Here is a 20,381-nt window from a genome sequence, read left to right on the forward strand (position 1 = left end):
CACTTTATAAATTAATTCATAATTCACAATTATTATGCAACTTTCAGAACAAGAAATCATCAGAAGAGAGAAGCTCGCAAAATTGCAAGAGCTTGGTGTGAATCCTTATCCTGCAAACTTATTTCCAGTAAATCATACATCCAAGCAGATAAAGAACGGTTTTGAAGAAGGTAAGAAGGTAATTGTGGCGGGGAGATTAATGTCTTCACGTATTCAAGGAAAAGCTTCTTTCGCAACGATTCAAGACAGTGAAGGAAAAATTCAATTGTACATCAATAGAGACGAACTTTGTCCAGGAGAGAACAAAGATTTATATAACGAAGTTTACAAAAAACTAATCGATCTAGGAGATATTATTGGTATTGAAGGAGAGTTGTTCACTACACAAGTAGGAGAAAAAACTGTACGTGTACAAGGACTTTCTTTGTTGAGTAAATCACTACGTCCATTACCGTTACCAAAAACAGATGCCGAAGGGAATACTTTTGACGCTTTTACAGATCCAGAATTGCGTTACAGAATGCGTTATGTTGACTTAGTTGTCAATCCACAGCACAAGGAGATTTTCGTTAAGCGTACTAAATTGTTCAACGCTATGCGTCAGTTCTTCAACGAGGCTGGCTATATGGAGGTTGAAACACCTGTATTGCAATCTATCCCTGGAGGTGCATCGGCTCGTCCATTCATTACGCATCACAATGCTTTAGATATTCCGTTGTATTTGCGTATTGCAAACGAATTGTATTTAAAACGTTTAATCGTTGGTGGGTTTGATGGAGTATATGAATTCTCTAAAAACTTCCGTAACGAGGGGATGGATAGAACACATAATCCAGAGTTTACGGCAATGGAAATCTATGTAGCTTACAAAGATTACAACTGGATGATGGAATTCACAGAGCGCCTATTAGAGTTCTGTGCGATTGCTGTAAATGGAACGACAAAAGCAACATTTGGCGAGCACGAAATCGACTTTAAAGCACCTTATAAGCGAATCACTATGGCTGATTCGATTAAAGAATTCACTGGTTTTGACATTACCGGAAAGACTGAAGAAGAAATTCGTCAAGCGGCTTTAGGCATGGGAATTCCAGTAGACCAAACGATGGGTAAAGGGAAGTTAATTGACGAGATTTTTGGTGAAAAATGTGAAGGAAATTACATCCAACCGACCTATATCACTGATTATCCAAAAGAAATGTCTCCATTGACAAAAGCACACCGCGATAATCCAGAGTTAACGGAGCGTTTTGAATTAATGGTTTGTGGAAAAGAAATTGCCAATGCCTATTCAGAGTTAAACGACCCTATTGACCAAAGAGAGCGTTTTGAAGCTCAAATGGCTTTAGCAGATCGCGGAGATGACGAAGCGATGTTTATCGACCAAGATTTCTTGCGTGCATTAGAATACGGAATGCCACCTACCTCAGGATTGGGAATTGGAATGGATCGTTTAATCATGTTCTTGACCAATAATCCATCGATTCAAGAAGTGTTATTCTTCCCACAAATGAGACCTGAAAAAACGGCTCCTGCTGTAGAATTATCAGATGAAGAAAAAATCATCATCCAAATTCTAGAGAAAAACGAAAACAAAGTCGAGCTAGGTTCGTTAAAAGAACAAGCGGCTTTGAGTGGTAAGAAATGGGATAAAGCAATGAAAGCTTTATCTTCACACAATTTGACCAAAATAGTGACTGAAGAAGAAACAAAATATGTTGTTTATCAACACTAAAAAAAAGGGGTGCTTTGCATCCCTTTTTTTATTCAAACAAGTACATAAAAAAAGCACTGCTCAAGCAGTGCTTTTTTTTTTATCCTAAATACGTTTTCAGTATTTTACTTCTTGAAGTGTGTTTCAAGCGACGAATCGCTTTTTCCTTAATCTGTCTAACGCGTTCTCTTGTTAAATCAAACGTTTCTCCTATTTCTTCTAACGTCATTGGGTGTTGATCCCCTAAACCGAAGTATAAGCGAACTACATCAGCCTCACGAGGTGTAAGCGTTTCCAATGCTCGTTCAATCTCTGTACGCAAAGATTCGTGGATTAACTCACGGTCTGGGTTTGGTGATTCACCTGAACGCAATACGTCATATAAGTTAGAATCTTCTCCTTCTACCAAAGGAGCATCCATAGATAAGTGACGTCCTGAGTTTTTCATACTCTCTTTTACATCATTGACAGTCATATCCAACTCTACTGCAATTTCCTCTGCTGAAGGTGGACGTTCATTAGACTGTTCTAATAACGCGTACATCTTGTTAATTTTATTGATCGAACCAATTTTGTTTAATGGTAAACGTACAATTCTCGATTGCTCAGCTAAAGCGGATAAAATAGATTGTCTAATCCACCAAACTGCATAAGAAATAAATTTAAAACCACGAGTTTCATCAAAACGCTGTGCTGCCTTGATCAATCCTAAGTTTCCTTCATTAATTAAATCCGGAAGTGTCAACCCTTGGTTTTGGTATTGTTTTGCTACCGAAACCACGAATCTTAAGTTCGCTTTAGTTAACTTTTCTAAAGCTCTTTGATCTCCTGCTTTAATTCGTTGCGCTAATTCTACCTCTTCATCTGCAGTAATCAAATCTACTTTACCAATCTCTTGCAAATACTTATCTAGTGAAGCGGTTTCACGATTCGTAACTTGCTTGGTAATTTTAAGTTGTCTCATAGTATTTTACTCCTTATTTGTCTTTGTCCTTAATGGTCTACAATAGTTATACGTACAGTTATATCAAAAGGTTACAATATTTTTAAAAATATTTTCCTTTTGTAGCATTCTAAAAAAATAAAGCCCTAAAAACATGATTTTTAAGGCTTTGTAAAAACAATTTATTTAAAAAAATCTCAAAGATTAATAATAATTGACTTTACTCAGTTCTTTTTCATCCACTTCCACCTCATCCAAGTAACGTTCCAAACTATCATCGAGCTCTTTCATCCAAACCGTATGGTGCTCTTCTGCAGTTACATTCGTCATCACCGACTTATATACTTGATCTCGATAAGTTAGGATATCAATTTCTTTTGAATCTAAGTAACGTTTAAACATTTCCCCTACTTCATCAATATTAAACGTCGGATAATCTGTCAATCCAATTAAATCTTTAATATAAGCCGTTTGGAAATCTACTTGCTCATTACTTGTTGTTGTCTGTTCTTCTCCTTTCAACCATTTGGCAATATCACTATCGCGTTCTTCTTTAGAAGGAAGAGCAATACGTCCTAACATATAGTCTCTTGCAAACCAAGCTTGAGCGTCAAACATATTAAACGTATAATATTGGTCTTGCATTCCCAAGAAGATTAGACGTTCATTTTCATTAAACACAACGCCTTTATATAAATTATCAGGATATAAACAGTTCTTCGTTTTTAAACGCAGATTATCGGGCAAGAAAGGGAACTTATGTTGGTATCCCGTACACAAGACCACAGCATCAAATTCTTTAGACGTCCCATCTTTAAAAAAGGCTTTATTGTCTTCAAAATGGGTAACAATGGTTTTTTCTTCTACTCCCTTTGGCCACTTCACTCCAATTGGATTGGTACGATAAGAAATCGTTACTGATTTACTTCCGTGTTTAAAGCACTGTACTCCGATATCTTCTGCTGAATAACTACTTCCAATCAAGAGAATATCTTTGTCGATGAATTGATCTGCTCCACGGAAATCATGTGCGTGCATTACCGTTCCAGGGAAATTGTCAATGCCTTTAAAGAAAGGCATATTCGGAGTAGAGAAGTGACCTGTACCTAATACTAAATAATCGAAAAACTCTTCGAACGTTTTGTTGGCTACCAAGTCATCAAAAATAACGCGGAATTGCTTTTTGTCTTCTAAATAGTCTACCCAACGCGCTACCGTATTAAACTTAATGTAATTTCTTGCATTACTTTGCTTAATTCGCCCTTCGATATAATCAAAAAGGACTTCTCTTGGAGGATAAGAAGAAATCGGTTGTTTAAAGTGGTCCATAAACGTATAATCCGCAAATTCTAAACATTCTTTAGGTCCGTTTGACCACAAGTACTTATACATACTACCGTGCAAAGGTTCTCCGTATTTCCCTACACCTGTACGCCAAGTATAATTCCACATTCCGCCCCAATTATCTTGTTTTTCGTAACATTTAATCTCAGGGATTGAATTTCCTTTTTTCTGTTCTGATTCGAAAGCTCTCAACATAGCAAGTCCACTTGGACCTGCTCCAATAATTCCTACTTTAAAATTAGTCATTATATACTACTATTTTTAGGCCCCTAACTTTCTTGCGAAATGGAGCTAATTAATAAACGATATTTTAGATTTCATCAAAGAAAGAATCTTGTACATAGATTCTTACAGACACTCTTGTTGAGTGATTTGATAGGTCCTCACAAAGGAGAACCTAATAATAGGAGAACCACAAAAGGTTCTTAGCAGACAAAGAGGAGAATCCTCTATCTATTACTGTCTAATTGCAAGTGATTTTTATGCATCACTTTTCAGCTGTTCTAGCAAATATAAGCAATTTTTAGGACATGACCAAATCAGCCCGTTTTTAACTACTTAAAAATCAAGCTATAATTTCAAAATAATTCAATTGTAGGAAAAGATAAAATGAATATCTTTATTCTAACCAACAAAAACAGATTAAGATGAATCAAACACCTAAACTAACTATTACGTTACACAGCCTTTCTTTCTTAAGTGCTTTACTGATTATCAGTTTCGTACTTTTGAGTCGAATTGGAGCCAATGGAATCTATACTTATACTGTTATAGGTGCTTTATATGAGTTGTTGTGGTTTCCACTACTAGCGACCCTATTTTGCATCCCAATTTTATGGTTTGTATTAGCGATAAAGAAAAAAGTAGCTTGGCGTACATTAATTTTACCTAGTATGCTCTCCGTTACTACCCTATTGTATTTGATTATTTCTCAATAAAAAAGAGCCGTTACAAACGGCTCTTTTGCTTATTATAAGGTATATTTTCCTTGTTTATCTTTCAACACGGCATACATTTTTTGATAAGTTTGAACATCCGTTTGCAGACGTTCTCCTTCTCGAATTAAATATCCTGCCATGACTTCAAGCTCTGTTTGCGCTTTATTACTAGAAAAATCACTATGCATAGACGTAGTAGAATCAAAGGGAATTGCTGCCAAACGCTCCATAATTACCTCAACAGCGTCTTTTGTCAACTGAACTCCTTTTGCTATAGCTACTGCACTCGCTTCTGTTACTAATGTATGTATCGTAGCGGTATGATCGCGCATCACTACTCCAAAAGAGCAATTGTAAAATGTCGTTGCTACTGCAGAAGAAGAAACTAAAATATACTTTTCCCATACTTCTTTAGCGATATCTTGAGTACAAAAAGAATTAATTCCAGCTGCTTGTAATAAATGATTCACTTGCCTCATCAAAGAAGTTACTTTTTCTGTGCGTCCAAACACAATTTTTTGCCTGCCACTTGGATTGTCAATCACCCCAGGTTCCTTTAAACGAGAAACCATATACGTACAGCCTTGCCATACTTCCGCTTCAAGTTCACGATCTAGCTTTTCAAAAGCCTCTACTCCATTTAACAGAGGTAAAATAACGGTATTTTTAGCCACGATTGCCTTCAAATCAACAATTACCTCATCTAGGTCATATTCCTTCGTACAAAGTAAGATAAAATCCATCTTACCCAAATCTTGTACGCGTTCTACTACTCGAGTTGGTTTTCCAACGATAACACTATCTTTAGATAACACTGTCAGTCCGTGTTTTTTGATTTGTTTGCCGTGCTCTCCTCTAGCAACAAAGTGAATATCCACTTGTTCTTCGCTTTCAAAATGATGCGCCAACAGTCCACCATAAAATCCACCAACCCCTCCTAAACCAATAATTCCTATATTTACTTTACTCATATTGTATTTCTTTATTGAGTTTTAAAGATACTCAAAAACCGAGAAAACTCGCTATTTCTAAAGGGTATAAAAACAAAAAAACACCTCAAATGAGGTGTTTTTATATGATGATCAGCATTACTTCTTCTCTTCTGTTTTTGCTCCTTGAGTTCCTTCTGGTTTGTTACCTTCTGGTTTATTTTCTCTTGGAGGACGCGGCATAAGCGCTTTTTTAGAAACTTTAGGTTTTTTCGTTTTCGGATCAATACCCATGTATTTCACTTCTAACTCATCTCCAATTTTCAATACATCTGAAGGATTTTCAATGCGTTTCCAATCAAATTCAGATACGTGAAGTAAAGTTTCTTTTCCTGGTACGAATTCTACTACTGCACCAAAATCTAACATTTTCACTACTTTCACTTTATACACTTCTCCTTCAACTGGAGAGAAGATTGTATTGCTAATTGAAGCTAAAGCTCTATCCATACCTGCTTGATCAGTACCCAATACTTCAATTAAACCAAAGTCACCTTCTTCGTTAATAACGATCGTAGTACCTGTTTCAGCTTGAAGTGCTTGAATATTTTTACCTCCAGGTCCGATAATTGCACCGATAAAATCTTTCGGGATTGTAACAGTAACAATTTTAGGTGCTTTCGGTTTTACTGTAGCGTTAGGAACAGCAATTGTTTCTTCTAACAATCCTAAGATATGTAGACGACCGTCCAGTGCTTGTTTCAATGCTTGTTCCATGATATCATAAGCTAATCCATCGATTTTAATGTCCATTTGACAAGCTGTGATACCATCTCTTGTTCCAGTAACCTTAAAGTCCATATCTCCTAAGTGATCTTCATCCCCTAAGATATCAGACAATACAGCCCAACGTCCTGTTTTAGAATCCGAGATTAATCCCATTGCAATACCAGAAACTGGTTTCACAATTTGAATACCTGCATCCATTAGCGCTAAAGTACCCGCACAAACTGTTGCCATAGAAGACGAACCGTTTGACTCTAATACTTCAGAAACTAAACGAATAGTATACGGACAATCTGCAGGAATCATGTTTTTCAACGCACGTTGCGCTAAGTTTCCATGTCCAACCTCACGACGTGAAGTACCTCTTAAAGGTTTTGCTTCACCAGTTGAGAATGGAGGGAAGTTATAGTGTAAATAGAATCTTTCTTCTCCTTGTTCACTCGGTAAATCGATGATGTTTGCATCTCTTGATGTACCTAGTGTTACTGTAGCTAAAGCTTGGGTTTCACCACGTGTAAAGATAGATGATCCGTGTACTGAAGGTAAATAATCTACTTCACTCCAGATTGGGCGGATTTCAGTCGTTTTACGACCATCTAAACGGATATTTTGATCTAAGATCAAGTTGCGTACCGCTTCTTTTTGTGTCTTTTTGAAATAAGTACTGATAAGTTCAGCTTTTTCAGCTAAATCTTCTTCAGAGAATAAAGCTTTCACCTCTTCGTATACCTCAGCAAATTTCTCACCGCGTTCGCTTTTCGCACTTGCATGTGAAGCGATGTCATACAATTTAGCGTAAGCTGCATCATGAACGATTTTCTCTACTTCAGCATCGGTAACTTCTGGTTCATACTCACGGAAAGTAAGACCTAAAGCTGCACGCATTTTCTCTTGTGCTTCGATTTGAACTTTGATAGCGTCATGAGCAAACTTAATTGCATCGATCATTTCTTGTTCTGAGATTTCTCTCATCTCACCCTCTACCATACAAACAGAATCTTTAGATGCACCGATCATCATGTCGATATCCGATTGATCTAATTGTTCTTTTGATGGGTTGATGATAAATTGTCCGTCGATACGTCCAACTCTCACCTCAGAGATTGAATTGTAAAAAGGAATATCTGATACAGCTAATGCTGCAGAAGCAGCTAAACCAGCTAAAGCATCAGGCATTACATTTTCGTCATGAGACATTAACTGAATCATCACTTGTGTTTCCGCGTGGTAATCGTCTGGGAACAATGGGCGTAAACAACGGTCAACTAGACGCATTGTCAATACTTCTTGATCACTCGGGCGAGCCTCACGTTTAAAAAAGCCTCCTGGAAAACGTCCAGCAGCAGCGAATTTTTCTCTGTAATCTACAGTTAAGGGAAGGAAGTCCACACCAGGATTCGCTGTTCTCGCAGAAACTGCTGTAGCTAAAAGCATACAGTCTCCCATACGAACAACAACAGAACCATCTGCTTGTTTCGCTAATTTCCCCGTTTCGATTGAGATGCTACGTCCATCTCCTAAATCGATAATTTCTTTGGTTACCTTAGGAATCATAATAATTTAATACTTTAGGGTTTCTGTCTCTCCGAAGAGAGACGTAAAATGTGTTGTGTGTGTTGTGTTGTGTGTGTTGTTGTGTAGTATATGAAACCCAATGAAAAACCAGATCTAACTCTGCTAAAGGCAAAAAAACAAAAAGAGGCGCGCAGGCACCTCTTTCCTATATTGATTATTTTCTAATACCCAATACTTTAATGATCTCACGATATCTGTTAATCTCAGTTTTCTTTAAGTAGTCAAGAAGTCTTCTTCTTTTACCTACTAAAAGAACTAATGAACGCTCCGTGTTGTAATCTTTACGATTTCTTTTTAAGTGCTCAGTTAAGTGAGAGATTCTGTAAGTGAACAAAGCGATTTGTCCTTCTGCAGATCCTGTGTTTGCAGCTACACCTCCGTGTTGTTGGAAGATCTCAGCCTTTTTTTCTTTTGTTAAATACATGCCAATATTCTTTAATGATTTTTATGTACGAATTCTAGTTTTCTAAAATTCAATTGCAAAGGTACTTTTATTTTTCAAACCACCATCACAGTTCTTTATTTTTTTTCAAAAAAATAATAAATCCCTCTATAACACCACCTTATATATAAAGTGAAGCAATGGTTTCATTGAGTGTTTCTAAGAAAACTTGGTCGTCTTCCGTAAAGGCATTCAACGTATGAGAGTCGATATCTATTTGTCCAATATTCACACCATCAACAAATAAAGGTACGACAATTTCTGATTTTACAGTCATACTACACGCAATATAATTGCTTTGTGCCATAACGTCTTCGACTAAGAATGTCTGATTGCTTTCAGCCACTTGCCCACAAATTCCCTTACCAAATGGAATAACGGTGTGATCTGTTGCCTCTCCTGTATAAGGTCCTAGGTGTAATAAACGCTTTTCTGCTTCAGCAAAGTAAAATCCCACCCAATCATAATGAGGTACTTTGTTTTCTAATACATCACAAATGGCTTGTAACTTCTCCGTAACACTAGCTTCTCCTGCTATAATACGCTTTGATTCTTCTAAAAGTGTTGAATATAACGTTTGCATCTTTTGTTGTTTTAATCAACCAAAGGTACACTTTCTCTTGTAGGCATTTTTTCTTTTTTTACCCCCCTATTTTGAACAAAAAAACTTCTACTCTATTGAAATCCTGCTTTTTTTCTTATTTTTGTTCCATGCTAAGCAAACGACTTGTCAGTATCTGGTTTTTATTGATTTTCCTATTTTCAAACATAGGATGGTCAATGAGTGTGCATTATTGTCAAGGCGAAGCCCACTACAGTCCCTTGCGTTATGCCCATACCCATCAACAAGATGCCGATACGGGATGTACCATGGAAATGGAACAACAAATTCAACAAGAAGAAAAAGCTTGTTGTTCTACTAAAAAAGCGGTTGAAAAACCAGTCAAGAAATTTGCGGATAAAAAATGTTGTCAGGATGAAGTGATTAAATCCAATCCTTCGGATCACAATATTCAGCATGTATATGCTCCTAATTTCGAATTCGTTCTACCGGATTACAATTGGACAACTTTATCCAGCTATGGCGTTGACGCTCCGGTTCAAAAACAGGAGATTTTAGCCTATTATATGGAGGCTCACGCTCCTCCACTCTACCAACTATATTGTCGCTTAGTTCTTTACGCTTAATTCTTTGTCCCTACAATTTTCGTTTGACTCTTCTCTATTGAAGTCGAACGCTTCTATTTTGTATGAACAAAGACACGTAAACAATGATTAAACACTTTGTAACACTTGCTGTATTAACGGCAGGTACATCGCTATATGCGCAACAAACGATTACCGGACAAATCGTAGACGAAACACATACCCCTATTATCGGAGCTTCTGTTTTTTACGCCAAGCAATCTATTGGTGTAGCAACAGATGCACAGGGAAAATTTACACTCAATTTTATTGAAAAAGAACCTTTAACGGTTTCCTATATCGGTTATCAAACACAAACGATCTCTCCTCAAGCAGGGCAATCGTATCACCTTGTTTTACAGCCAGAGGAATCGTTAGGTGAGGTTATCATTCAAACGAAACAACGCAATACAACACGTTCCATTAAAGGAACAACCAACAGCTTCACTATGAATAGCGGTGAGTTACTGAAAGCCGCTTGTTGTAATATTTCAGAAGCTTTTGAAACCAACCCTTCTATTGATGTAAACTACACGGATGCAATAACAGGAACCAAACAGATTAAAATGTTGGGACTGACGAGTCCGTATATTCTAATTGCGGAAGAGAACATCCCATCAGTACGCGGTGCTTCTCAAATTTACGGCTTGACTTTTACTCCAGGTACATGGGTGGAAAGCATTCAAGTTACTAAAGGAGCGGGAACGGTAATCAACGGTTATGAGAGTATTTCAGGTCAGTTGAATACGGAACTCATTAAACCTGCTACAGATCGTCCTTTCTATTTAAATCTATACGGATCGAATGACGAGCGTTTTGAGGCCAATGTGCACGGAAATTATCGTTTAAGCGACAAATGGAGTTCTTCTCTTTTTATTCACGGGAACTTGAGAACGGGTGATCACGATAAGAATCACGACGGTTTCTTGGATATGCCTAAAGGAGAGCAAATTAACGTTATGAATCGCTGGCAATACATCAATCCTGAAAAGGGTGTGGTTAGTTTTATCACCGCCCGCTATATGAAAGACAACAAGGTGGCTGGACAAGTGGATTTCGACAAAAAGAAAGACAAAGGATCTACAGTCCTTTGGGGATCTGAAATCAACACTGAGAAACTTGATTTATCTACCAAACTAGGGTATGTATTTGCCGATATGCCTTTTCAAAGTGCGGGATTACAAGTAGCGTATAACTACCACAAACAAGATTCTTATTTTGGATTAAACATGTATGACATCAAGCAAAACAGCTTGTATTCTAACTTTGTGTTCAATTCCATCATTAGCAATACACTTCACAAATTTACAACAGGACTTAGCTTTACATTAGATCAGTATACCGAACAGGTACTCGTTCCGGGTATCGATGGAGATTTCAATCGAACAGATAATGCGCTAGGTGCATTTTATGAATACACCTATGATAACACGACAGATTTTAGCGTTGTAGCGGGTATGCGTGTCGATTATCACAACCGCATGGGGGTATTTGCTACTCCGCGTTTACACTTGCGTTATAATCCGTGGGAAAATGGTGTTTTACGTGCTTCTGTGGGTAGAGGAAAACGCTTGGCCAATGTATTTGCAGAAAATCAAATTTTCTTTGCTACCAATCGCTATTTTCAAATTGAAGGGAACAACGGTAAGATTTACGATTTAGATCCTGAAATTGCTTGGAACTACGGATTGAGCTTTACGCAAAACTTCCATCTTATTGGTCGAAAAGGGGATGTAACGCTTGATTTCTATCGCACAGACTTCGAAAATCAAATTGTCGTAGATGCCGATTATAATGCACATCAATTGTTATTCTACAACTTAGAGGGCAAATCGTATGCGAATAGTTTTCAACTCGAGGTAAACTATAACTTAGCTCGCAATTTAAATTTGCGTTCGGCTTATAAGTACTATGACATTGCCACGGATCAAAAAACAGGTAAATTTGAAAAGGCCTACCAACCGAAACACCGCTTTTTTGCCAATTTAGAATATACAACCAATGAAAAAGACAATGGAGCGCATTGGAAATTTGATTTCACTTACAATTGGTTAGGCAAACAACGCATGACCTCCACCGCACAATATGCAGAAGTGAATCAACTAAAATCGTCTTCGAATCCTTATTCATTAATGAATTTTCAGATCACCAAAGTATTTTCTCCTCGATTTGAATTTTACGTAGGAGGTGAAAACATTGGTAACTACAAACAACGCAATCCAATTGTAAGTGCACAAAATCCTTTTGATGCTGATTTTGATACTTCTATGGTTTATGCGCCAATTGCTGGTTCTATGTACTATGCGGGATTGCGATTCAAACTTGATTAATTAACTCAAACGCTTACAATATGAAAAAAGTAATTTTAACCTTAGGACTTACCCTATTGACAACTGCAGCACTATTTGCACAAGAAAAAGAACAACCCAAACAAGTAATTGCAGTTAAAGGACAATGTGATATGTGTAAAAAACGCATCGAAAAGGCAGCTTTAGATGTTAAAGGAGTACGCTCTGTTGATTGGTCTGTAGCGGATCAACAATTGACAGTATATCTAAATCCAAAGAAAACAACAGGAAAAGAAGTACAAGAAGCCATCGCTAAAGTTGGTCATGATACAGCTTTAATTAAAGCAACAGATGAGGCTTATAACAACTTACACAGCTGTTGTAAGTACGAAAGATAGCAAAAACAAAAAAAGCACTAACTAGCGATTAGTGCTTTTTTTTCAAACAACAATATGCTATTCTGTAGCCAAACTCACAAACTACAAAATATCTTTTTCTTTTTCATAGCATTTCTCCCTATCTTCAGTAAACCATCTTGAACAAGACACTAAAACATTATTTACTTGAAGGATAAAAAGAAACGTAATTCTCTTTATAGCTGTATTTTATTACATGACAAATGTAAGATGCTATGCATGCATAAAACATGATTTTTATCACTTTTTGAAAAATTTACGCAAAAAAGTAAAATTTAATAAAAAAGAGGGGACCTCAAAAGGTCACCCTCTAATAATTTAATTCTTATGATTATACAACTTGTACAATACATTACCATTCTTTTTTAAAAAAAGAATAATACAAAAATTCCTAGAAAAATGTACTTATACGTTTTCATCTTTGAGGTTGATTAATATTTTACTTCATTCTAGTATTTATAACTAGAGTTTAAAATTCCTGTATATACAAAAATTCTATCAAGTAACATTAGATTTTAAACCCGCGTCGCGTATTTACAAAAGAAGCATTCTTAAAGAATTAAGAATGCTTAGATACAATAATATAAGATTAATCAATATCAAACGGAGGTAGATACCTTTTTACTTCAACTTTAACATTAGAAGGAAACTCCCCATAAGTACATATGTAATTTTGAATATCTTGTAACACTTGTGGAATAGGATCTTTTAAAACCGTACCACATATTTCAATAACATAACTTATATATTGATGAGGAGGATCATCAGTAGAATAAAGATTGAGAGGACATTCGGTTACAAATCCTGGAACATACATACATTTTGCTTGAGGAGATGGGTCAAAAGGTTTTTGAGCAAACGCTCCCATTGACAGCATAAATATTAATAATAAAAATAATTTTTTCATAATACATATTTAAAATTGATTAATCTAAAAATAAAGGATATTAACATCTATTAAAAGTAAATATTAACAATTAACAAAGTATACATTTTTACTATACCAAAATAAATCTTCCCACTAGCAGTAAGTAGTTTAATGAAATGAAAACAATACCCGAAGAATAATCACTCAGCATAAGAACATATCTTCTTGGGCTGAAGAAATTAATCCCAAGAAGTAATTTATTCCCGTAGAGTTGTAAAATCCCAGCAGATGTTTGCAGGGATATTTTATTACTATCAATTACAAAGTTGCTTTTATTTAACTTTTCAACTACTTTCGATTACTAGAACCTACCTAACCAGAAGAAAACTATGAGTGCAAAAAACACAACAAAAGAAAAAGCTACGGAACAAGAGACCGCAGGAGATAAAGAAAGGATTTGCTTTGTGGTCATGCCTATTTCAGACCAAGAGGGATACGAAAAAAGTCATTTTAAAAGAGTCTATGAACATTTGATTAAACCTGCAGTAATTAAAGCGGGATTAACTCCTGTCAGAGCTGATGACGAATATAAAACCAACAATATCGTTTTAGATATCATTCGAAAAATCATTGAATCTGATCATGTTATTTGTGATCTAAGTGCAAAAAACGCCAACGTTTTTTATGAACTAGGTATGAGACAAGCTTTTGACAAGAGTATCACCTTGATCAAAGACAATAAAACACCAAGAGTATTTGATGTATCTGGTATCAGAACCATCGATTATGATGAAAACTTGAGAATAGATAATGTACAAATCAAAATTGATGAAATAGCTAACTCTATAATACAAACCTTAATACATCATAATAGTGATTCAATTGAAAATTCAATTATTAAACAATTAGGTATTAAAGCTGCTAAACCTGCTGAAATTACTGAAATTTCTCCTGATACACAGCTAATTTTAGATTCTTTATCTAACTTGAACAAACAAATACAGATCCAAGAGTCCATAAGGGAAAATACCTCAAGTAAAATTATTTTTAAGATATTAAGTGATAAAGCGGTTATAATAAACGGTACGCGAATTGATGTAGGAGGTTATGTAATGAGGAATACAGAGCGAGTAGGCGAAATACTTAGGCTCGATCCTAAGAATCAAGTGATTTATATTAAAGCAACTGATAAACGAATGCCAACCCAATTACCTTTTCATATATTTCTAGATCCAACAGATTATTACTATGATGATGGTCTTCCATTTTAAAAACAGAGTTTAAACTCTGTTTTATTATACCCGTTACTTTCCCAATCTACGATTCTATAGTTATAAATAACCTCACTCCTTTGGTTTTCTTTGATTCCATCCCCCCAAAAAAAATAAATTTTGAAAAGATTCTCAATCACATAGAAGAAGGGAGAAAAATTCAGACAGTCCCACATAAAAAGGCAGTCTTTTTTTACGAAGAAATTGAAATAACGTATAAAGAACTCAAAACTAATTGCTATTTCAATTGGAATGAAACTGAAGGGCAATCCGAATCATGTACGTATGGGTTATATGATATATCCGACATGAGCATTGAAAAGATAGCCCTTATATTCAATACTATGTTTGGATGGAATGTACTTTATACGCTGAAAAATAAAGAATCCATGGTGGTAGATCCTGATAAATGGGAGTAATTTTATTGTGTTAATTTTTTAGAGAGGGACATGGATGCCTCTCTCTTGTTATTTAATCGATATTCGCTTAAATAAAAAAACATAACAGAATTCTTATTTATTTATCATAATTGTTTGATATATTTGATATTCACACTTTACAACATAATTATGGAAATACGTTTTTTTAGAGATATTAATTTACAAGATCCTTTCTTTGATTCATTAAAAGCAGCTTATGCTGAGTTTGAAGATTGGTATAACAGAAAAGCAGGGGAAAATAAAAATGCAATAGTCCATTTTGCAGATAATGGTGAGGTTGATGGATTTTTATTTTTAAAAATAGAGGATAATGAATTAACAGATGTCGTTCCTAATAGAGCTGCCGCAACAAGATTAAAAGTTGGTACGTTTAAAATTAACCCACATGGGACTAGATTAGGAGAGCGATTTATAAAAAAGATAATGGATGTTGCTATTCATTGTGAAGTAGAGGAAATATATGTGACTATTTTTGAAGAGCATATTGGGCTGATTCAACTATTAGAAAAATATGGTTTTGAGAGGGGAGGAACAAAAACTACAGCCAATGGAGTTGAACAAGTATTATTCAAGAATATGAGAAGGCTAACAGGTAATGTTGTTTTTGATTATCCACTAATGCAAGTCAATGGGAAAAGAAAAGTAGCACTCTCTATATATCCAATTTATCATAGCGAAATGTTTCCTGATTCAATCCTTGTTAATGAAAATTATGACTTAATTAGAGACATTTCTCACACTAATAGTATTCACAAAATTTATGTTTGCTATATGTTTAACGTTAATGCTTTACGACCAGGGGATATTGTCTGTATTTACAGGACAAGTGATGGATTAGGACCTGCTCACTATAGAAGTGTAATTACCTCTGTTTGTATAGTTGAAGAAGTTAAAACAAGAGCTGACTTTAATAATTTAGATGATTTTCTTCGATATACAAATTCTTACAGTATCTTTGATGAGGAAGAATTACGAAATGACTGGGTTAACGATAGACCTAATCTTACAGTTGTGAAAATGACTTATAATATAGCGTTAAAACGACGTATTACAAAGCAAATACTCACTGAAGACCTAAATATCAACCCTAGATATTGGGGGTTTTATGATTTAACAGATGAGCAATTCAATCAAATTTTAGAAAGAGGAGAAGTATATGAAAATATTATTGTCAATTAAACCGGAATTTGTAGAACAGATTTTTAAGGGTAAAAAGAAATTTGAATATAGAAAAAGTATTTTTGCCAACCATGAAGTTAGTTCTGTAGTGATTTATTCGACGATGCCAGTAGGCAGAATTGTCGGAGAATTTAGTATTTCACAAGTATTAATGGACACACCTGAACAAATATGGAGAGATACTAAACAGAAATCAGGGATAACTAAAACTTTCTATGATCTCTACTTTGAAAATAGGAATAAAGCCTACGCTCTAGAAATAGGAGAATTAACAGAATACAAAACTCCAATTAATCCATATGAACTAATTGATGGATTTGTTCCACCTCAATCTTTTAGATACCTTAATGAAAACTCTATCTTGATTAATAATTAAGCTTTTACTTTATGAAAAATATCATTTTTATTGGAGGTATTCATGGTAGTGGAAAAGGTCATATCTGTAATTTAATAGTACAAGAAAAAGAGATACAACATTTAACAGCCAGTGAAGTACTCAAGTGGGAAGATTTTAGTACTCAGGAAGAAAAAAAGGTTGATGATATTAGCAAGACTCAAGATAGGTTAATCACAAATTTAAGAGCTATTGTTAAAGAGAACCAGGAGTATTTATTAGATGGGCATTATTGTTTATTAAACAAAGACAAAGTTCCTGAAAAAGTTCCTGTACAAACCTTTATGGATATTAATCCGAGTAAACTAATATTAGTTATTGCAGATCCACAAATTATCAAGGAAAGGCTTGAACAACGAGATTCAAAAAAATATGAACTCAATTTGATTGAAGAATTTCAAGATTTAGAATTAGATTTTGCTAAAGAACTAAGTTCTATACTCAATGTTGAATTATTAATTCTTGACAGCCAAGAATTTGATAAAGAAAACCTATTAAAATATCTGGATTAATTCCATGCTAACAAATACAGACAAAGCCGTAAATATTACGGCTTTAATTTTTATAACATTTTTAATTGGATATAAACCTATGTTTAAAGAGATTTTAGGAGATATCATTGGAGGAGCTTTGGCAGTTGTGGGAGGAATAATTGCTGCACGGTATGCTTTAATTATAACTAAGAAAAAAGAAAAAGAAGAAGAAAAACAAATTCTAACTGATATTCAAATTAGTTTTACCAATATATTAGAGAAGCTAATAATACCAGAATTAAATCTAATTCAAAATCTAAAGACAGAAAGTCTAGAACAGTTTGAAAAAAATATTTATTTCATACCTTCTAAAGATTTTTTCTTAGTTCTAAATCGAGATTTTATGTCTTTTTTCGATCTTAATTTAGTTCAAAAACTTTTTATTCAAAAGAAAACAGACATCTATAAGTTATATGATATAATAACTAGATTAGATTATTTAAAAGATAATACTCCCACTCATATAGTAAGTCTCTGTAAAGATGACGTAGAAACATTAACAATATATAGTAATAATGCTTTTTCTAAACTTAAAGAGTCAAAAAAAGAAAATGACTTAATTAATATAGAAAAATTCACGCATGATAGAGAGTATATTGATAACCAAATAGAAAGCAAAAATAATAAATGTCTTAATGACTTAACCAGTTTCTTTGATACAATTGAAGATACTAAAAGCTTAATTGAAGAGTTATTAGTTGATTTAAATAAACAATAACCTGTCCTTTTTTACCCTATCAATCCTTTCCATTTTTGCATTATGGAAAGGATTATTTTTTGGTTGGAATCCAAGGATTCACCCTATATGGAAGGTTTAGATTTATACGAATCTTTACCCAATCACAACAAGAACTTAACGCGTAACCTTAGACGCAATGAAACCGCTTTGAATCGACAGAAGCTTCGATATGAATTGAAGAAATATATCGATGTACAACCCAAACAAAGTACAGCTGTATCCAAGTCAACTCTGATACCAACTACACCAATGTAACCAAATTCCCTTGTTGTGTTTCCTTACGCGTTGCTTCTTTTCATCGAAGTCATTCATCGGTACAAAAATTTGCAGGGGGATTCGCTTCATTTCCTTGTTCAAAAAGAGTTGAACATATAAAGCATTGGTTCCATCAACCCTTGTATAGTCTTTCTTTACAATGACTTTGAAGGTTATTTTGTTCGTAAACTTACCAATCGAATTTTGTGGGAAGTTATTTGGGAAACAATATGGGTTTTTTGAGATTTTGTCTGTCATGATTTTTTTTTAAAAGGGAATCATAAATCCCTTACCAATAGCGACTTACAGTGTTTTGAAAAGACAACATAAAACACTGTAAATCACCTGTTTGCGTCCGCGGAAGGGCTCGAACCCTCAACCCTCAGAGCCGAAATCTGATATTCTATCCAATTGAACTACGCGGACCAACCAAAAAATTTATTTTGTCAATAGTGTTTTTACTATTGTTGAAATCGTTTTTCCATCTGCTTTCCCAGCTAATTCTTTTGATGCCATTCCCATTACTTGTCCCATAGCAGCCATTCCTGCATGGTTTCCATCAGCAATAATCTTAGCGATAATTGCTTCTACTTCTTCATTAGATAATTGTTCTGGTAAAAACTGCTCGATAATAGCCACTTGTGCTAATTCAGGTTCTGCTAAATCTGCTCTTCCTTGTTCTGAGAAAATGGCAGCACTGTCTTTGCGTTGTTTTACCAATTTCTGCAAGATCTTGATCTCCTCTTCTTCGCTGATTTCTTCCTTAGAACCAGATTGAGTTTGCGCTAATAACAATTCTGCCTTAACTGCTCTAAGTGCTTCTAAAGCGATACTATCCTTTGATTTCATGGCGCTTTTCATCGCATCCATAATATTTGCTTGTAAACTCATCTCTTTTTTATTTGATTTTGCAAAGATATAAAAAAGCCGAGAAAACAAGAAAAATTCACCTTTTTTACTTTCATTCTCCCTCTTTTTTTCTCCACAGAAGGAATATCTTTCCCTCTTATCCTACCCAAATTTAAGCCCATTGAATCATGTGCAAAAATCTCTCTTGACCCAATCATCCTTTATATACTCTCGGTAAAACGTTAAAATAGAGCGTAAAGCTAGCATATTCCATGGAAAATTTTATTTTTACAACCAATAAAATATTTTTAGAAAACACTATTTTACCCCTTCTTATAATGTTATCTTCTATCGAACTAAAATCCATCTATGGATTTGATGCTGGCACAGCCACTTACTTGACTGAAAATGATACTCTTTTTCAGCAACACAAAGACGTTTATCAACTCCTTTGGCTACAAAAAGGAAAGGTATCCGTTATCATGTCAACCAACAAAAAAGAACTAACTGAAGGTAATTGTTTATTTTTAGGTAAAAATGAACTATTTCGACTAACAGCAGATGAAAGTTATACGCTCGCCTATGTGCAATTTACGGACAACTTTTATTGTCGTACAGAAGTAGATCGTCACTTCTTAGATAAATGTGTCTTTTTTGACAACACAAAAGCGATTAATTCTATAACACTCAAACCTGAACAAGAGGCCTTTGCACAATATTACTTTGATTGTTTACTCAAATTGAAAGACAAGAAGTATAGCAACTTAAATTATATGACCACTCATAATATTATTGAACGCGTCTTACTCTTTATTATGGCCTGTCATATTAATACTTATGTTGAATTTAATAAAGAAAAGCTATCGCCTGCTCAATTGTCTAAGGTAATTCTGTTTAATGAGTTGATAAAATCGAACATTCGCACAGAGCGTCATGTGCAGTTTTATGCAGATAAAATGAAAATTACTGTACCAAAGCTCAATGAAATTAGCAAAGAGATCTATGGGACTACGCCTAAGAAAATTATCGCTAGTGCGGTAGTCAATGAGATTAAACTCTTGCTAAAGCACACCCCTATGACAATTAAGGAAATTGCCTATGAACTAAATTTTGAAGATACGAGCAATTTTACACGCTTTTTCATGACAGCTACGGGATTAAGCCCAAAAGAATACAGGGACAATTTATAACTTCAACTTATAGCAAATTTCGCCTTTTGCGAATATTACAACATCTGAAAAGCCATAAACCCAGTGTTTTATGGTTTTTTTTATCCACCACACTCATTATTAT

The 20,381-nt window shown here is 34.8% G+C and carries 20 protein-coding genes and 1 tRNA gene; 12 read left to right on the plus strand and 9 right to left on the minus strand.

Annotation, left to right across the window (positions count from 1 at the left end; translation table 11 throughout):
• Positions 1-34: 34 nt before the first annotated feature.
• The gene (gene lysS, locus HX004_RS03650; RefSeq protein ID WP_286440944.1) at positions 35-1,735 is read left to right on the plus strand and encodes a lysine--tRNA ligase; all 1,701 of its coding nucleotides are present in this window, start codon (positions 35-37) and stop codon (positions 1,733-1,735) included.
• Between the two features lie 79 nt (positions 1,736-1,814).
• On the opposite strand, the gene HX004_RS03655 is transcribed toward lysS, so the two are convergent.
• Together HX004_RS03655 and HX004_RS03660 are read right to left on the minus strand one after the other, a co-directional pair.
• A complete protein-coding gene (locus HX004_RS03655) occupies positions 1,815-2,678 on the minus strand; it encodes a sigma-70 family RNA polymerase sigma factor (protein ID WP_002987652.1) in 864 nt (287 codons plus the stop codon).
• Positions 2,679-2,861: 183 nt separating this feature from the next.
• Entirely contained in the window at positions 2,862-4,247 is a 1,386-nt protein-coding gene (locus HX004_RS03660) for a trimethylamine monooxygenase (protein WP_286440945.1), read from the minus strand.
• Between the two features lie 401 nt (positions 4,248-4,648).
• Here HX004_RS03660 and HX004_RS03665 point away from each other — a divergent pair, with 401 nt between their 5' ends.
• A complete protein-coding gene (locus HX004_RS03665) occupies positions 4,649-4,939 on the plus strand; it encodes a hypothetical protein (RefSeq protein ID WP_286440946.1) in 291 nt (96 codons plus the stop codon).
• 32 nt (positions 4,940-4,971) lie between these two features.
• Here HX004_RS03665 and HX004_RS03670 read toward each other — a convergent pair whose 3' ends face one another.
• From HX004_RS03670 to HX004_RS03685, 4 genes are all read right to left on the minus strand, one after another.
• Positions 4,972-5,910, minus strand: coding sequence for a ketopantoate reductase family protein (locus HX004_RS03670; RefSeq protein WP_286440947.1), 939 nt, complete (start codon positions 5,908-5,910; stop codon positions 4,972-4,974).
• 117 nt (positions 5,911-6,027) lie between these two features.
• Entirely contained in the window at positions 6,028-8,208 is a 2,181-nt protein-coding gene (locus HX004_RS03675) for a polyribonucleotide nucleotidyltransferase (RefSeq protein WP_286440948.1), read from the minus strand.
• Positions 8,209-8,383: 175 nt separating this feature from the next.
• On the minus strand, positions 8,384-8,653 hold the full coding sequence (gene rpsO, locus HX004_RS03680; protein WP_002987657.1) for a 30S ribosomal protein S15: 270 nt from the start codon (positions 8,651-8,653) through the stop codon (positions 8,384-8,386).
• Positions 8,654-8,792: 139 nt separating this feature from the next.
• Positions 8,793-9,254: an XrtF-associated fRMsr-like GAF protein gene (locus tag HX004_RS03685; protein ID WP_286440949.1), complete on the minus strand. Its 462-nt coding sequence runs from the start codon at positions 9,252-9,254 to the stop codon at positions 8,793-8,795.
• Between the two features lie 128 nt (positions 9,255-9,382).
• Between HX004_RS03685 and HX004_RS03690 the strand changes: the two genes are divergently transcribed.
• The 3 genes from HX004_RS03690 to HX004_RS03700 all read left to right on the plus strand — a co-directional run bounded on the left by HX004_RS03690 (position 9,383) and on the right by HX004_RS03700 (position 12,542).
• Positions 9,383-9,859 (plus strand): HYC_CC_PP family protein, encoded by a 477-nt coding sequence (locus HX004_RS03690; RefSeq protein ID WP_502888456.1) that lies wholly within the window; start codon positions 9,383-9,385, stop codon positions 9,857-9,859.
• A gap of 83 nt (positions 9,860-9,942) precedes the next feature.
• Complete coding sequence (locus HX004_RS03695; RefSeq protein WP_286440951.1) at positions 9,943-12,186, plus strand: TonB-dependent receptor plug domain-containing protein; 2,244 nt, start codon at positions 9,943-9,945, stop codon at positions 12,184-12,186.
• 20 nt (positions 12,187-12,206) lie between these two features.
• The gene (locus tag HX004_RS03700; protein WP_286440952.1) at positions 12,207-12,542 is read left to right on the plus strand and encodes a heavy-metal-associated domain-containing protein; all 336 of its coding nucleotides are present in this window, start codon (positions 12,207-12,209) and stop codon (positions 12,540-12,542) included.
• 607 nt (positions 12,543-13,149) lie between these two features.
• On the opposite strand, the gene HX004_RS03705 is transcribed toward HX004_RS03700, so the two are convergent.
• Positions 13,150-13,467, minus strand: a complete 318-nt coding sequence (locus HX004_RS03705; RefSeq protein ID WP_286440953.1) for a hypothetical protein — start codon at positions 13,465-13,467, stop codon at positions 13,150-13,152.
• 350 nt (positions 13,468-13,817) lie between these two features.
• On the opposite strand from HX004_RS03705, the gene HX004_RS03710 reads away from it, so the two are divergent.
• The 6 genes from HX004_RS03710 to HX004_RS03735 all read left to right on the plus strand — a co-directional run bounded on the left by HX004_RS03710 (position 13,818) and on the right by HX004_RS03735 (position 18,239).
• Positions 13,818-14,699, plus strand: a complete 882-nt coding sequence (locus tag HX004_RS03710; protein ID WP_286440954.1) for a hypothetical protein — start codon at positions 13,818-13,820, stop codon at positions 14,697-14,699.
• A 569-nt stretch (positions 14,700-15,268) separates the two neighbouring features.
• Positions 15,269-16,318, plus strand: a complete 1,050-nt coding sequence (locus HX004_RS03715) for a GNAT family N-acetyltransferase (protein ID WP_286440955.1) — start codon at positions 15,269-15,271, stop codon at positions 16,316-16,318.
• On the plus strand, positions 16,296-16,694 hold the full coding sequence (locus tag HX004_RS03720; RefSeq protein ID WP_286440956.1) for an ASCH domain-containing protein: 399 nt from the start codon (positions 16,296-16,298) through the stop codon (positions 16,692-16,694). The genes HX004_RS03715 and HX004_RS03720 overlap by 23 nt, the downstream gene beginning before the upstream one ends.
• Before the next feature lie 11 nt (positions 16,695-16,705).
• A complete protein-coding gene (locus tag HX004_RS03725; RefSeq protein ID WP_286440957.1) occupies positions 16,706-17,224 on the plus strand; it encodes an ATP-binding protein in 519 nt (172 codons plus the stop codon).
• Positions 17,225-17,228: 4 nt separating this feature from the next.
• Entirely contained in the window at positions 17,229-17,963 is a 735-nt protein-coding gene (locus tag HX004_RS03730; protein WP_286440959.1) for a hypothetical protein, read from the plus strand.
• Between the two features lie 42 nt (positions 17,964-18,005).
• Positions 18,006-18,239, plus strand: coding sequence for a hypothetical protein (locus tag HX004_RS03735; RefSeq protein ID WP_286440960.1), 234 nt, complete (start codon positions 18,006-18,008; stop codon positions 18,237-18,239).
• A 352-nt stretch (positions 18,240-18,591) separates the two neighbouring features.
• Here HX004_RS03735 and HX004_RS03740 read toward each other — a convergent pair.
• Together HX004_RS03740 and HX004_RS03745 are read right to left on the minus strand one after the other, a co-directional pair.
• Positions 18,592-18,665: transfer RNA gene (locus tag HX004_RS03740), tRNA-Arg, on the minus strand.
• Between the two features lie 12 nt (positions 18,666-18,677).
• Entirely contained in the window at positions 18,678-19,130 is a 453-nt protein-coding gene (locus tag HX004_RS03745) for a GatB/YqeY domain-containing protein (RefSeq protein ID WP_286440961.1), read from the minus strand.
• Positions 19,131-19,360: 230 nt separating this feature from the next.
• Here HX004_RS03745 and HX004_RS03750 point away from each other — a divergent pair, with 230 nt between their 5' ends.
• On the plus strand, positions 19,361-20,278 hold the full coding sequence (locus HX004_RS03750; protein ID WP_286440962.1) for a helix-turn-helix domain-containing protein: 918 nt from the start codon (positions 19,361-19,363) through the stop codon (positions 20,276-20,278).
• Positions 20,279-20,381 lie beyond the last annotated feature (103 nt).

Source organism: Myroides sp. 1354, from assembly GCF_030324495.1.
Taxonomy (GTDB): Bacteria; Bacteroidota; Bacteroidia; order Flavobacteriales; family Flavobacteriaceae; genus Flavobacterium.

Coding starts and splice junctions, on each gene's coding strand:
- lysS (WP_286440944.1), top strand. CDS start 35: ATGCAACTTTCAGAACAAGAAATCATCAGAAGAGAGAAGCTCGCAAAA.
- HX004_RS03655 (WP_002987652.1), bottom strand. CDS start 2,678: ATGAGACAACTTAAAATTACCAAGCAAGTTACGAATCGTGAAACCGCT.
- HX004_RS03660 (WP_286440945.1), bottom strand. CDS start 4,247: ATGACTAATTTTAAAGTAGGAATTATTGGAGCAGGTCCAAGTGGACTT.
- HX004_RS03665 (WP_286440946.1), top strand. CDS start 4,649: ATGAATCAAACACCTAAACTAACTATTACGTTACACAGCCTTTCTTTC.
- HX004_RS03670 (WP_286440947.1), bottom strand. CDS start 5,910: ATGAGTAAAGTAAATATAGGAATTATTGGTTTAGGAGGGGTTGGTGGA.
- HX004_RS03675 (WP_286440948.1), bottom strand. CDS start 8,208: ATGATTCCTAAGGTAACCAAAGAAATTATCGATTTAGGAGATGGACGT.
- rpsO (WP_002987657.1), bottom strand. CDS start 8,653: ATGTATTTAACAAAAGAAAAAAAGGCTGAGATCTTCCAACAACACGGA.
- HX004_RS03685 (WP_286440949.1), bottom strand. CDS start 9,254: ATGCAAACGTTATATTCAACACTTTTAGAAGAATCAAAGCGTATTATA.
- HX004_RS03690 (WP_502888456.1), top strand. CDS start 9,383: ATGCTAAGCAAACGACTTGTCAGTATCTGGTTTTTATTGATTTTCCTA.
- HX004_RS03695 (WP_286440951.1), top strand. CDS start 9,943: ATGATTAAACACTTTGTAACACTTGCTGTATTAACGGCAGGTACATCG.
- HX004_RS03700 (WP_286440952.1), top strand. CDS start 12,207: ATGAAAAAAGTAATTTTAACCTTAGGACTTACCCTATTGACAACTGCA.
- HX004_RS03705 (WP_286440953.1), bottom strand. CDS start 13,467: ATGAAAAAATTATTTTTATTATTAATATTTATGCTGTCAATGGGAGCG.
- HX004_RS03710 (WP_286440954.1), top strand. CDS start 13,818: ATGAGTGCAAAAAACACAACAAAAGAAAAAGCTACGGAACAAGAGACC.
- HX004_RS03715 (WP_286440955.1), top strand. CDS start 15,269: ATGGAAATACGTTTTTTTAGAGATATTAATTTACAAGATCCTTTCTTT.
- HX004_RS03720 (WP_286440956.1), top strand. CDS start 16,296: ATGAAAATATTATTGTCAATTAAACCGGAATTTGTAGAACAGATTTTT.
- HX004_RS03725 (WP_286440957.1), top strand. CDS start 16,706: ATGAAAAATATCATTTTTATTGGAGGTATTCATGGTAGTGGAAAAGGT.
- HX004_RS03730 (WP_286440959.1), top strand. CDS start 17,229: ATGCTAACAAATACAGACAAAGCCGTAAATATTACGGCTTTAATTTTT.
- HX004_RS03735 (WP_286440960.1), top strand. CDS start 18,006: ATGGAAAGGATTATTTTTTGGTTGGAATCCAAGGATTCACCCTATATG.
- HX004_RS03745 (WP_286440961.1), bottom strand. CDS start 19,130: ATGAGTTTACAAGCAAATATTATGGATGCGATGAAAAGCGCCATGAAA.
- HX004_RS03750 (WP_286440962.1), top strand. CDS start 19,361: ATGGAAAATTTTATTTTTACAACCAATAAAATATTTTTAGAAAACACT.